This is a genomic window from Comamonas nitrativorans (assembly GCF_042654765.1).
Taxonomy (GTDB): domain Bacteria; phylum Pseudomonadota; class Gammaproteobacteria; order Burkholderiales; family Burkholderiaceae_C; genus Comamonas; species Comamonas nitrativorans.
Map to the genome: position 1 here is coordinate 441,610 of NZ_JBHSEW010000001.1, position 13,114 is coordinate 454,723.

11 protein-coding genes are annotated in these 13,114 nt (G+C 65.5%); 7 read left to right on the plus strand and 4 right to left on the minus strand.

Annotation, left to right across the window (positions count from 1 at the left end; genetic code table 11):
• Positions 1-309 precede the first annotated feature (309 nt).
• Positions 310-1,746 (minus strand): catalase, encoded by a 1,437-nt coding sequence (locus ACFO3A_RS02150; protein WP_377723542.1) that lies wholly within the window; start codon positions 1,744-1,746, stop codon positions 310-312.
• Positions 1,747-1,919: 173 nt separating this feature from the next.
• Here ACFO3A_RS02150 and ACFO3A_RS02155 point away from each other — a divergent pair, with 173 nt between their 5' ends.
• The 4 genes from ACFO3A_RS02155 to ACFO3A_RS02170 all read left to right on the plus strand — a co-directional run bounded on the left by ACFO3A_RS02155 (position 1,920) and on the right by ACFO3A_RS02170 (position 8,341).
• Positions 1,920-3,545 (plus strand): methyl-accepting chemotaxis protein, encoded by a 1,626-nt coding sequence (locus tag ACFO3A_RS02155; protein WP_377723543.1) that lies wholly within the window; start codon positions 1,920-1,922, stop codon positions 3,543-3,545.
• A gap of 32 nt (positions 3,546-3,577) precedes the next feature.
• The gene (locus tag ACFO3A_RS02160) at positions 3,578-4,783 is read left to right on the plus strand and encodes an EAL domain-containing protein (RefSeq protein WP_377723546.1); all 1,206 of its coding nucleotides are present in this window, start codon (positions 3,578-3,580) and stop codon (positions 4,781-4,783) included.
• A 197-nt stretch (positions 4,784-4,980) separates the two neighbouring features.
• Positions 4,981-6,633: an EAL domain-containing protein gene (locus ACFO3A_RS02165; RefSeq protein ID WP_377723548.1), complete on the plus strand. Its 1,653-nt coding sequence runs from the start codon at positions 4,981-4,983 to the stop codon at positions 6,631-6,633.
• A 136-nt stretch (positions 6,634-6,769) separates the two neighbouring features.
• The gene (locus tag ACFO3A_RS02170) at positions 6,770-8,341 is read left to right on the plus strand and encodes a methyl-accepting chemotaxis protein (RefSeq protein ID WP_377723550.1); all 1,572 of its coding nucleotides are present in this window, start codon (positions 6,770-6,772) and stop codon (positions 8,339-8,341) included.
• A 90-nt stretch (positions 8,342-8,431) separates the two neighbouring features.
• Here the strand turns inward: ACFO3A_RS02170 and dinB are convergent, their stop codons facing one another.
• On the minus strand, positions 8,432-9,622 hold the full coding sequence (dinB, locus tag ACFO3A_RS02175) for a DNA polymerase IV (RefSeq protein ID WP_377723707.1): 1,191 nt from the start codon (positions 9,620-9,622) through the stop codon (positions 8,432-8,434).
• Positions 9,623-9,790: 168 nt separating this feature from the next.
• Here dinB and ACFO3A_RS02180 point away from each other — a divergent pair, with 168 nt between their 5' ends.
• From ACFO3A_RS02180 to ACFO3A_RS02190, 3 genes are all read left to right on the plus strand, one after another.
• Positions 9,791-10,033, plus strand: coding sequence for a hypothetical protein (locus ACFO3A_RS02180; RefSeq protein ID WP_377723552.1), 243 nt, complete (start codon positions 9,791-9,793; stop codon positions 10,031-10,033).
• On the plus strand, positions 10,030-10,338 hold the full coding sequence (locus ACFO3A_RS02185) for a hypothetical protein (RefSeq protein WP_377723554.1): 309 nt from the start codon (positions 10,030-10,032) through the stop codon (positions 10,336-10,338). Before ACFO3A_RS02180 ends, ACFO3A_RS02185 begins: the two co-directional genes overlap by 4 nt.
• Before the next feature lie 293 nt (positions 10,339-10,631).
• Positions 10,632-11,033 carry a zeta toxin family protein gene (locus ACFO3A_RS02190; protein WP_377723708.1) on the plus strand — a complete coding sequence of 134 codons (402 nt, stop codon included), beginning with the start codon at positions 10,632-10,634 and terminating at the stop codon, positions 11,031-11,033.
• Between the two features lie 4 nt (positions 11,034-11,037).
• Here ACFO3A_RS02190 and ACFO3A_RS02195 read toward each other — a convergent pair whose 3' ends face one another.
• Entirely contained in the window at positions 11,038-11,982 is a 945-nt protein-coding gene (locus tag ACFO3A_RS02195) for an EamA family transporter (protein ID WP_377723556.1), read from the minus strand.
• A 139-nt stretch (positions 11,983-12,121) separates the two neighbouring features.
• Positions 12,122-13,108 (minus strand): branched-chain amino acid ABC transporter permease, encoded by a 987-nt coding sequence (locus ACFO3A_RS02200; RefSeq protein WP_377723558.1) that lies wholly within the window; start codon positions 13,106-13,108, stop codon positions 12,122-12,124.
• Positions 13,109-13,114: the final 6 nt, after the last annotated feature.

Consider the following 13,114-nt stretch of genomic DNA (forward strand, 5'->3'; position numbering starts at 1 on the left):
GCAGTAGATGGGGCGCATCGCACCAAAGAAAAGAGCTGCTATCGCAGGTATTCAAATGATTTCAGGCATATAAACACCTGAAACCTTTCAATCACCAGCGGTAGCAGCTCTTTTATTGGTAGCTTAGAACAGCTTTAGCTTTAGAACGTGTTCACGATCTCGGCGCGAAGGGGTGCGGGATGCGGATCGGGATGGGCTGCTAGGCGCAAACCGCAGCCATAGCGGTGCTATGGCGAGGATTTGCAACGCCGCAGACCGCCCGAGGCCGCGACGGCACACCCGCGCGGAGATCGTGAACACGTTCTTAAATTACAGCCCCAGCGCCTTGGCCACGCCTGCGCCGTAGGCGGGGTCGCACTGCGTACAGTTGTGGATGTGGCGGCGCTTGATTTCTTCCGGCGCATCGCCCATGGCGCGGGCGGTGTTGTCGAACAGCACCTGCTGCTGCTCGGGCGTCATCAGGCGGAACAGGGCACGCGGCTGGCTGTAGTAATCGGCATCGTCCTGGCGGAAGTCCCAGTGATCGGCTGCGCCGTCGATTTTCAGGGGCGGCTCGCGGAAGTCGGGCTGCTGCTGCCACTGGCCGTAGCCGTTGGGTTCATAGCCCAGGGTGCTGCCGTAGTTGCCGTCCATGCGCATGGCGCCGTCGCGGTGGTAGCTATGCACGGGGCAGCGCGGGGCGTTCACGGGGATCTGGCCGTGGTTCACGCCCAGGCGGTAGCGCTGCGCATCGCCATACGAGAACAGGCGGCCTTGCAGCATCTTGTCCGGCGAGAAGCTGATGCCCGGCACCACGTTGGCGGGGTTGAAGGCGGCCTGCTCCACTTCGGCAAAGTAGTTGGCGGGGTTGCGGTTCAGCTCGAACTCGCCCACTTCGATCAGCGGATAGTCGGCCTTGGGCCAGACCTTGGTCAGGTCGAAGGGGTGGTAGGGCACCTTTTCGGCATCCAGCTCGGGCATGACCTGCACGTACATCGTCCACTTGGGGAAGTCGCCGCGCTCGATGGCGTCGTACAGGTCGCGCTGGTGGGTTTCGCGGTCATTGGCGACGGCGGCGGCCGCTTCGGCATCCGTCCAGTTCTTGATGCCCTGCTGGGTCTTGAAGTGGAATTTGACCCAGAAGCGCTCGTTTTGCGCGTTGATGAAGCTGAAGGTGTGCGAGCCGAAGCCGTGCATGTGGCGGTAGCTGGCAGGAATGCCCCGGTCGGACATGACGACGGTGACCTGGTGCAGCGCCTCGGGCAGCAGCGTCCAGAAATCCCAGTTGTTGCGGGCGCTGCGCAGGTTGGTGCGCGGGTCGCGCTTGACGGCGTGGTTCAGGTCGGGGAATTTCAGCGGGTCGCGCAGGAAGAACACCGGGGTGTTGTTGCCGGCCAGATCCCAGTTGCCTTCTTCGGTATAGAACTTCATGGCAAAGCCGCGGATGTCGCGCTCGGCATCGGCCGCGCCGCGCTCGCCGGCCACGGTGGAGAAGCGCACGAACATGTCGGTTTTCTTGCCGATTTCCGAGAACAGTTTGGCGCGGGTAAAGCGGGTGATGTCGTGCGTGACGGTAAAGGTGCCGTAGGCGCCCGAGCCTTTGGCGTGCATGCGCCGCTCGGGAATCACTTCACGGTCGAAGTGCGCCAGTTTTTCCAGGAACCAGACGTCCTGCAGCAGTTGCGGGCCGCGCGGGCCTGCCGTCATGACGTTCTGGTTGTCTACCACGGGGCAGCCGGCGGCAGTGGTGAGTTTGGTGGGTTGCATAACTTGTCCTCCTAAAAAAACCCAGGGCAACAGGCACTGGAATGGGGTCAAGCTTAGAAGGTGTGCAGTGGAAACGCCAAATGATTTAGCTTAATTTATCAATAGTTAATTTTTAGTTATTGTTCTCTATTTTTAGATAGGATGCTGGTCTCAAGCACCTGTCCACCATCTTCATGAGCCAAAAACAATCTCCCACCCGCCGCCACTGGACGGTGGCCCAACGCTTGTACGCAGGGTTCGGCCTGCTGGTGGCCCTGCTGGCCGTGGTGACCGGCATCGCCATGTACAAAGTCCGCGCCATCGACACCGCCCTGCGTGCCAATAGCGAGGAGCATGTGCTGATCCAGCGCTACGCCATCAATTTCCGTGGCTCGGCGCACGACCGCGCCATCGCCTTGCGCGATGTGGTGTTGAGCAGCACTCCCGCCGAGCAGCAGAAGGAAGCCGCCGCCATCGACCGCCTGGCTGCGTTCTATGCCCAGTCCGTCACGCCGATCGAGCAGCTCATCCAACGCCCCGGCGCCGACCCGCAGCTGGCCACCCTGTACGCCGCCATCCAGAAGCTGGAAGCCCAGGCCAATGCCACGACAGCGGCCATCCTGGCCCAGGCGCAAACCGATGACCCGCAGGCCCAGGCTGCCGCGCGGGAACAGCTGTGGAGCCAGGCCAAGCCGCTGTACGCGCAGTGGCTGGCGGCAATCAACGCCCTGATCGACTTTGAAGAAACCCGCATCCAGGCCGAAAACCGCGCCGCGCTGGAGACGGCCGGCGGCTTCATGCCCTTCATGCTGACCGCATTGGCGATTGCCATCCTCCTGAGCGTGCTGGTGGCCTGGCGTGCGGCCCGGCGCATCACCCGCGCACTGGGGGCCGAACCGCAGGCCCTGGCCGAAGTGGCCCGCCAGGTCGCCCAGGGCAATCTGCACAGCCTGAAGGCCAGCACGGGCAGCCTGCGGCCCGGCAGCGTCCTGGCCAGTCTGGCGGCGATGCAGGACAGCCTGGCCCAGGTGGTGCATCAGGTGCGCGAAGCCTCGCACTCCGTCAGCCACGGCTCTCTGGAAATCGCCGGGGGCAACGCCGGCCTGCTGCAGCGCACGCAGGAGCAGGCCTCGCACCTGCAGCACACGGCGGCCTCGATGGAGGAGATGACCGCCACCGTCCACCACACCGCCGATTCGGCCCGCCAGGCCACCGAACTGGCCACGCAAGCCAGCCAGTCCGCGCAAAAAGGCGGCTCCGTGGTGGCGCAGGTGGAACACACCATGGCGGCCATCACGGCCAGCTCGCACAAGATGGCCGACATCATCGGCGTGATCGACGGCATCGCCTTCCAGACCAACATCCTGGCGCTGAACGCTGCCGTCGAGGCCGCCCGCGCCGGCGAGCAAGGCAAAGGCTTTGCCGTGGTCGCCAGCGAAGTGCGTGCCCTGGCCCAGCGCAGCGCCGCTGCCGCCGGAGAGATCAAGCAGCTGATCGACGCCAGCATCAGCAAAGTCCACGAAGGGGAACAACTGGCCAGCCACGCCGGCGCCACCATGACCGACATCGTCACCCAGGCACAGCAGGTGGCCAGCCTGATCGCGGCCATCAGCGCCTCGGCGGTGCAGCAGTCCAGCGGCATCGGCCTGGTCAATCAGGCCATTGAGCAACTCGACCACACCACCCAGCAAAACGCCGCCATGGTGGAAGAAAGCGCAGCCGCCGCCGATGCCCTCAAGCAGCAGGCCGCCCAGCTGGCGCAGGCCGTGAACGTTTTCCAGCTCGACAGCACAGCGGCCGCCCGGCCCAGGCTGCGCTGACTGCCCCCCAACCCAGGAAGCCGGTGCCCGCCATGCCCCCACCCACGCCCCTGGCCATCGTCATCCGCTGCACCGATCCGCAGCAGTTGCAGGACATCTTCGGCCCGCACATTGCCCGGCAGGCACTACAGCACCTGGGGCATGCCGTCACCGCGCTGCTGCAGCGCCTGCTGGGCCAGTTTGCCCCGCTGGCCCACCTGCGGCGCGACCCGCAAGGGCTGTGGGCCACCCTGTTTACCGAGCGCCCATCGGCCCTGCCGCGCAGCCCGCAGGAGGTCTGCGCCAGCCTGGAAGCGGCAGGGCAGCACCTGCTCCTGCAGGCAATCCACGAGGTCTTCGGCGCTGGCACCGGGATGCGCCTGACCTGCACCGTCGAGGTGCGCCCGCTCGGTCAGGCCGCGTGGGACGCCTGGCTGGCACAAGGCACGCCCGGCCCGACAGGCTGGCCGCAGCCGGCGGCGGATGTGCCCCCCCGCCTGTCCCCGCAAGCGCAGGATGCCGTCGATCACGAAGCATCAGCCGCACGGCAAATCCAGGCCTTTCTGCACGATGGCCCGGCGCTGCGCACGCTGCTGCAACCGATCGTGCGCATGGCCGACCGGCGCACCGTCGGCTACGAGGCGCTGACACGCGGCCCCGTGAACTCGCCCCTGGAGCGGCCCGACCAGCTTTTTGCCGCCGCCCAGGCCTGTGGCCAAACGGTGGCACTGGAATTGCACTGCGCCGCACTGGCCCTGCAACGCACGGCCGGACGCCTGCCCCCGGGCCAGTACCTGACGCTGAACCTGGGCCCCCAGGCACTGCAGCACTGGGCGCAGCAGCCGCAATGCCTGCCCTTGCACGGGCACACCAACGTCGTCGTCGAGCTGACCGAGCATCTCCCGCTCGATCAGGCCCAGGCGCTGCACCAGGGGCTGGCCCATTTGCGCCGGCAGGGGCTGCGCCTGGCCCTGGACGATACCGGCTGCGGCTTTGCCGACCTGGCCACCGCCCAGGCGCTGCGCCCGGACATCGTCAAGCTGTGCATCACCGTGGTGCAGCATGCCACCCTGGGCACGGCGGCCCGCGCCGAGCTGCAGCAGGCCGTGGCCCAACTGCATGCCTGGGGCTGTCAGGTGCTGGCCGAAGGCATCGAGACCGAGGCCCAGCACACCGCCCTGCACAGCTACGACATCGCCCTGGCGCAGGGCTGGCTGTACGGCAAGCCCTGCGCGTGGGAACGCGTTCTTTCAGCGTAAACGAACCCCCGCCGAGGGTTTCTGTAGCACGGCGCCTGGGTGGCGCTGCCGATGCCCACCCAATCCGAATCATTGACCCGCAGCGGCTTGCTGCCCGGGCAAGCCCCGATACCTTGCCACCGGGCGCTCTGGCATAAGGGCGTTGTGCGCCCTCTCCCCGACACCGTCGTGACACGCTGCCTGTCAGGATTTCCCCCATGCCCACTGCCCCGCCACCCCACCCAAAGCACCGGCTGCGCACCCTGCTGGGCCAGCGCAGCATCCGTTTGGCGCTGCTCATGGCACTGCTGCTGGGCACGCTGTTTGCCGGTTCGGCGGTGTACCTGGCGCGGTTGCAGACCATTGACGAGTACCGCCTCATTGCCAACAACCTGGCCGAATACGCTGCCCTGCGCACGCAGCGCATTCGGGAGTACACCCACGACGCCGCCATCACCCTGGAAAAAAACGCCCGCCAGCGGCCCTGCAGCGCTAGCAACATCGCCCTGATGCGGCAACTGAGCTACGGCAACGATTTCGTCGTGGACATGGGCTATGTGGAAAACGACCAGCTCCTGTGCAGCGCCATCGGGCGCTTTGCCCCCGGCATTCCAGTCGGCAAGAGCAATGCGGTCAGCGCCACCGGGGCAGAGCTGCGGATGCAGGTGGCGCTGCCGTTCGGCCAGGGGCAACGCTATCTGATTTCGTCCTTCGCCGGCTTCTCGGCCATCATGAAAGCCACCTGGTCGGACGACGTGCAGGGCTGGCTGCCCGATAGCCAGGTCGCCATCGGCATGTACCACCCGGTGGCCAACGCCGTCCTGTTCTCGCATGGCCCGGTACGCACCGATTTGCTGGCACCGCACGACCCCCGGCCCAGGGATGCCGGAAACTACATCGTGGCCCAGTTCCCCACCGACTTCGGCTATTCGGGCTTTGCCATCATCCCCATCCAGGCGCTGCAGCAGCGCTGGCGCAGCAAGGCGGCGCAGGCCATTCCCACGGGGCTGGTCATCGGGCTGCTGCTGGCCGCACTCGTGGCCTGGCTGACGCAGCGCCAGACCTCGCTGCCCAGCATGATTCGCCATGCCCTGCACGACCATGAATTTCACATGGTGTACCAGCCGGTGGTGGACCTGGCCAGCGGCCAGTGGGTCGGCATGGAAGCCCTGATGCGCTGGACGCGGCCCGGCGGCAACAGCATTGCCCCGGACATCTTCATTGCCGCCGCCGAGCGCAGCGGGCAAATCCGCGCCGTCACGCAGTGGATGCTGCGGCAGGTCGCCAGGGAAACCGGGCCTCTGCTCAGGGCCTACCCGGGCCAGTTGCACCTGGCCGTCAATCTGGCCAGCGACGACCTGTCCGACGCCGGCTTCGTCGAACACTGGCAGGCGCTGCTGGACGAATACCAGCTGCCGGCCACCCAGCTGATCGGCGAGATCACCGAGCGCGTCTTCATGGACGCCGGGCAGACCGGGGCCCAGATCCACGCGCTGCGCAACCTGGGCGTGGGCATTGCCATCGACGATTTCGGCACCGGGTATTCCAGCCTGTCGTACCTGGCGCAAATGGAAATGGACTACCTGAAAATCGACAAGATTTTCGTCACACCCATCGGCACCGGCGCCGTCACGGCCAACGTCGTGCCGCACATCGTTTCCCTGGCGCAATCGCTGAACCTGAAAATGGTCGCCGAAGGCGTGGAAACGCCTGAACAGGCCGACTGGCTGCGCCAGCACGGCGTGCAGCTGGCCCAGGGCTGGCTCTTCGCCCGGCCCATGCCGATCCAGGCCTTCGAGCGCCAATGGCGGGCGCAGCAGCAGGCGCGGCAACCAGCCGCCGCCACAGCCGGGGCCGCCCATTCCCCATGAAAATGGTTGCGTACCATCACTGAATACGGGGGCCGAATCGGCGCATTCGGATACAGTTATTCATTTTTGAAATAGTCCGTCACCCGCACACGGAGCCAGCCGCACGCTACGGAAGTAGCTGAAAAGAAAGCACCCCATGCAGATCAACGACATTCGGGTTTCACACAAACTTTGGGCCACCATCCTGGGGCTGCTGCTGGTCTTGCCGACCGTGGCCGGCCTGACGCTGTGGCGCTTTGCCCATGTGGTGGACAAGGCCAACCAGCAGATCGCGCACGCCGAACAGGCCATTACCGATGCCGTGCAATGGCGCGGCATTGTCGATACGAATATCGAGCGCACGCTGGCCGCCATCCTGGTGACGGACGATGCCACCGCCAAACTGTTCAGCAGCCGCCAGGAGGCCGGTTCGGTCGTCTCCGCCGCAATCCAGAAACGCATCAATGCCAACGCCCAGTCCGATGCCGACAAGCGGGTGCTGGAGCAAATCGGCCAGGAGCGCAGCAAAGTTCTGGCGCTGCTGAAAAAAATCCCCCAGGCCCGCGCCGAAGGCACCACGCACACCCTGGTCTACCAGGAGCTGATGCCGGTTTTTGACAACTACCTCCAGGGCTTCGACGCCTTCGTCAAACTGCAGGAGGCCCAGCGCGACACGGCCCTGCAGGACGCTGCTGCCGCCCGCCGCAGCGCCCTGTGGGCCGGGGCCGCCGGCTTTGTGCTGCTCTTTGCCATCGGCGTGCTGCTGACCTGGGCGCTGGTGCGCACCATCACCCAGCCGCTGAACCAGGTCATCCGCGCCACGGAACGCATGGGCGAAGGCGACCTGACCGTGCAGACCCACGACCGCCGCCGCGACGAGTTCGGCGTGCTGCTGCAGGCGCTGTCGCACATGGCGGGCCAGTTGCAGACCGTGATCGGGGAAGTGCACCAGGGCATCAATACCGTCTCGCTGGCGTCCAGCGAAATTGCCAATGGCAACCAGGACCTGTCCATGCGCACCGAACAGACGGCCTCCAGCCTGCAGCAAACCTCGGCCAGCATGGAGCAGATCACCGCCACCGTGACCCAGTCGGTGGAAACCGCCCAGCAGGCCAACCTGCTGGCCGGCCAGTCGGCCCAGGCCGCACAGCGCGGCAGCGCGGTGATGGAGCAGGTGGTCAGCAGCATGGCCCGCATCACGGAATCGAGCCGCAAGATCAACGACATCATCGGCGTCATCGACGGCATCGCCTTCCAGACCAACATCCTGGCGCTGAACGCCGCCGTCGAGGCCGCCCGCGCCGGCGAGCAGGGCCGCGGTTTTGCCGTGGTGGCCAGCGAAGTGCGGGCGCTGGCCGGCCGCTCTGCCGACGCGGCCAAGGAGATCAAGACGCTGATCGGCGCCTCGGTCGATACGGTGCAGACCGGCTCCGCCCAGGTGGCCGAAGCCGGCCAGACGATGGACGAAATCGTCCAGGGCGTGCGCCGCGTCGGCGACCTCATCAGCGAGATCACCGCCTCCGCAGGCGAGCAGCGCGACGGCATCACCCGGGTGAACGTCGCCGTCACGCAGCTCGACCAGATGACCCAGCAGAACGCCGCCCTGGTGGAAGAATCGGCCGCAGCCGCCGCCTCCCTGCGCGAGCAGGCCACCCGGCTGGAGCAAGTCATCAGCATCTTCGACGTCGGCAACGCCACCCGCCGCACGCCCCCGGCGCTGACTGTCTGAAAAAAATAGCTTCCTGCGCTGATAAATAAAGGATTTCAGATAGAAAACCATCTGAAATCCAATATTTACCAGCGGAACCAGCTATTCAATCTATAAGCCGCCAAACAAATCCGGCGTCACCCCCCGCAGCGCAGCCACCGGTTGATCGGCCCCCGCAGCTTCGGGCGGCGGGGCGCCTTCTTCCAGACTGCCGACCCGCACCCCCAGCAAACGGATGCGCTGCGCCAGCGGCGCCCGGCGCAGGCACAGCCCGGCCAGGCGGCGGATGGTGGCGGCATCCTGCAACAGGTAATCCACCGTCATCTCGCGCGTCACGCTGCGAAAGTCGCTGAAACGCAGCTTGATGCCCACGGTGCGCCCGCTGTAGCCCGCGTGCTGCAAATCATCGGCCACGCGCTCGCACAGCCAGGTGAAGGTCGCGCCCAGCTCGGCCTTGTCCTGCACGGCGTGCAGGTCGCGGTCGAAGGTGGTTTCGCGGCTCATGCTCACCGGCTCGCTGTGCGTTTCCACCGGCCTGTCGTCCAGCCCCTGCGCCGCGCGGTGCAGCCATGCCCCCGTGGCCTTGCCGAAGTGCTGCACCAGCTTGTGCGCCGGGTAGGCGGCCAGTTGGCCGATGGTGGTGATGCCCAGGGTCTCCAGCCTGGCATTGGCCTTGGGGCCGATGCCGTTGATCTTGCGGCAGGGCAGCGGCCAGATTTTTGCTTCCAGATCGTGCGGCCAGACGATGGCGATGCCGCGCGGCTTGTTGAACTCGCTGGCCATCTTGGCCAGCAGCTTGTTCGGTGCCACGCCGATCGAGCAGGTCAGCCCCGTCGCCGCCAGAATCGCCGCCTGCAGCCGCTGCGCCAGCGCCAGCCCGCCCGCTTCCTGCCCGCCGGGGGCGTGGGTGAAGTCGATATACACCTCGTCCACGCCCCGATCCTCCATCACCGGGGCCAGGGCCAGAATCGCCTCCTTGAAGCGCTGCGAATAGGCGCGGTAGCGGGCAAAGTCGATGGGCAGCAGAATCGCCTGCGGACACAGCCGCGCCGCCTTCATCAGCCCCATGGCCGACCCCACGCCAAACTGCCGCGCCGCGTAGGTGGCGGTGGTGATCACCCCCCGGCCCACGTAGCCGCCCAGACGCTCGAACGCTGCCAGCGGCCTGTCCGCCAGACTGCCCCAGCGCTGCACCAGCGCCGCCTCCTGCTGCGGGGTAAAGCGGCTGCCACCGATGACCACCGGCAAGTCCTTGAGCTGCGGATAGCGCAGCAGCTCCACAGAGGCGAAAAACGCATCCATGTCCAGATGGGCCACACGGCGGGCGGGAGCGGGGGGAGAACTGGCAGTCGTCACAACCGGCGATTGTCGCCATCCGGCGCTTCAGGCGCCCAGCGGCAGGCAAATCCACCAGGGAACCGCATCCGCGCAGGATGCACTACCATCACATAGAACCTTTGGAGACCGTTTATGCCCCGCCCTGCGCCCCTGAACGAAAAATCCATGCAGTACATGGAAGCCCGCATTCCCGAGCTGGCCAGCAGCGCCGTGAAGCTGGCGTATTACCAGGCTCTGACCTCGGGCGGACGGGTCATCACCGCCCGCCAGGGCCAATTGATCGAAACCCGCCAGGACGGCGTGGAACGTATCATCCGCACCATCACCCCGCCCACCGCAGTGCGTATCGGTCAAAAACGCCAGCGCAAAGCATGACCGCATCGGCCCCGCGTCTGCGCATGTTTGCCGGGCCTAACGGTTCCGGCAAAAGCACCATCAATGAGATGCTGCCGCCGCAGTGGCTGGGCATTTACGTCAATGCCGACGAGATGGAAAAAGCCATCCGAGCCGATGGCTTTTTGGATTTGGCACCTTTTCAGATCGCTACCGACACCACGGAACTGCAGGCATTTCTGCAATCCTCTCGCTTGCTGGCCCAAACCGGATTGCTGCCCCAAGCCCGACAATTGACGGTGCAGGGCACGCACATCGTTTTCGGCGCTGTCGCGCCCAACTCTTAGAACGTGTTTACGATCTTTTCCTGGTGCCCGCAAGGCAGCCAACAGCCGCAATCTAGGCGCGTGCCGCAGGCCAGGCTGGTGGCCTGGTCAAGGTGCGCAACGACGAGTGCGGCTGTTGGCTGCCTTGCCCCAAGGGTTGCCCCGCCAAGGCGGCATCTGCGGCGTTGCAAATCCTCGCCGCCCCACCAGGGCGTCTGCGGTTTGCGCCTTGCATCTGCCGCCTTGGCGGGGCAACGGGCACCAGGAAAAGATCGTAAACACGTTCTTACTGGGCCTCTGTTCTGGCCGATTTCATCCGGCACAGGCTGCTGCAGGCGCAGCGTTCTTTCACGTTTGAAACGGTGATGTCCTCCCGGGACAAGGTGGATTTCCTGCACAAGGCCCAGCAGGCGGGCTACCGCACTTACCTGTATTTTGTTGCGACCGAAGATGCCGACATCAACGTCTCGCGCGTGCAGCACCGGGTTGCCATGGGCGGCCACCCCGTGCCGGAGGACAAAATCCGCCAGCGCTACACCCGCAGTCTGGCACTCCTGGCCGATGCCGTGACCTATGCCAACCGGGCCTATATCTTCGACAACTCGGGCACCGATCGCCTGTGGGTAGCCGAAGTGACCGAAGGGCAGGAGATCGAGATGAAAACCGACCAAATGCCCGCCTGGTTCAAAACCGCCCTGTGGGATCGGTTCGAGTAAAACCTTATGCACCGCCCAGCGGCAGGCAAATCAGCACCAGCCCCACCAGCATCAAGACGATGCCGATCTGCTCCGGGCGCGAAAGGCTTTCCTTGAGTACGCGGCGCGAGACGAGGTAGCTGAACACTACCTCGATCATGCCCAGGGTGCGCACGTCGGCCACGTTGTGCATGGCGTAGGCGGTAAACCAGGCCAGCGAGGCGGCTGCGCCCATGTTGCCGGCCAGCAGGGAAGTGCGCCAGCTGCGGAAAATCGGCCCCAGGCCGGTGCGCCAGGCCACCCAGCCGCCCAGGCCGATGGATTGCAGGGTCTGCGCAATCAGCACGCCCCAGGCGCCGGCCACCCAGGGGGCCACCCCGTCGCCCAGCGCCAGCGCTCCGCCCCGAAAACCGATGGTGGAAATGGCAAACCCCGCCCCGGCCAGCAGCCCGTACAGCGCCGACTTGCTGCACCACGCCCGCCACGACAGCATCTGCCCCTGGCGCGGCAGGCTCAAAGTAAGTACGCCCAGGGTCGCCACCAGCATGGCGACCACGGCCATGCCGGTGGGCAGCTCGTGCAGCAGCACCACGCTGAACAGGCCGACCTGCAGCACTTCGGTTTTCGAGAGGGTGACGGCCACGGCAAAGTTGCGCTCCTGCATGGCCCGCAACAGCGCCGCCGTGGCAAAAATCTGGAAGAACGCCCCCATGCCGATCCAGCCCAGGTAGGGCGCGTTGAAGTCGGGCAGCCGGGCCGTGCTGCCCTGCTCCCCATCCCCCCAATAGAGCAGGGCCACCCAGGCCAACGTCAGGGGCAGGCCGAACATGAAGCGCACCAGGGTGGCAGGCAGGGGGCCGACTTCGTCGGTCAGCAAGCGCTGCGCGGCATTGCGCACCGTCTGCGCCGCAGCGGCAAACAGGGTGCAGGGCACCCACAGCCAGGCGGCGCTGGCAAGAGAATCGAGCATTGAAAAGAAAAAAGGAGCGCTTCCCGCTGGATTCACGCCATTTCACATATATTTAATATGAAACATGGCGAAAACCAAGCGCAAAGCGCTCTCTTTTTAAGAATGGCAACAGACCCGATTTTAGAACGTGTTTACGTTCTTACGGCTTGCCGCGCCCTTGCAGCCAGGCGATCAGCTCGCCCATGATGCCCCGGCGGAAGGCCAGCACGCACACGATGAAGATCAGCCCGGTGACGATGGTCACCGATTCGCCCAGGCTGCTGAACCATTCCATCCCGGTGGTTCGGGCCAGCCAGGCGCCCAGGTCGCCGATCTTGTTCTCCAGCGCCACCACCACGGCGGCGCCGACCAGCGGGCCGCTCAGGGTGCCCATGCCGCCGACCAGGGTCATCAGCACGACGTGGCCGGACATGCTCCAGTGAACGTCCGACAGGGTGGCAAAGCCCAGCACCAGGGTTTTCAGCGCCCCGGCCAGCCCGGCAATGGCCGCCGACAGCACAAAGGCCAGCAGCTTGAAGCGGTTGGTGTCATAGCCCAGCGAGGTGGCCCGCGCCTCGTTCTCCTTGATGCCCTTGAGCACCTGCCCGAAGGGCGAGTGGATGGTGCGCACGATCAGCAAAAAGCCCGCCACCACGATGGCCACGGTCACGTAGTACATCACCATGTCGTTGGACAAGTCCAGCAGGCCGAACAGCTTGCCGCGCGGCACGCCCTGCAGGCCGTCCTCGCCGCCGGTGAACGGTGCTTGCAGGCAGGCAAAGAACAGCATTTGCGCCAGCGCCAGGGTAATCATGGTGGCGTAGATGCCCTGGCGGCGGATGGTGAACCAGCCCATCACCAGCCCCAGCAGCGCCCCGCTGGCGGTGCCGGCGAGCAGGCCGATTTCGGGGGTGGCGCTCCACTCCTTGACCACATGGCCGCAGACGTAGGCCGCACCGCCCAGGAAGGCAGCATGGCCGAACGACAGCAGCCCGGTATAGCCCAGCAGCAGATTGAAAGCCACGGCAAACAGGGCGAAGCACAGCAGCTTCATGACAAAAATCGGGTAGGCGCCGACAAACGGGGCCGCCAGCAGGGCCAGCAGCAGCAGGCCGTAACCGATGGGGGCAATTTTTTGCATCTTCATAGCGTT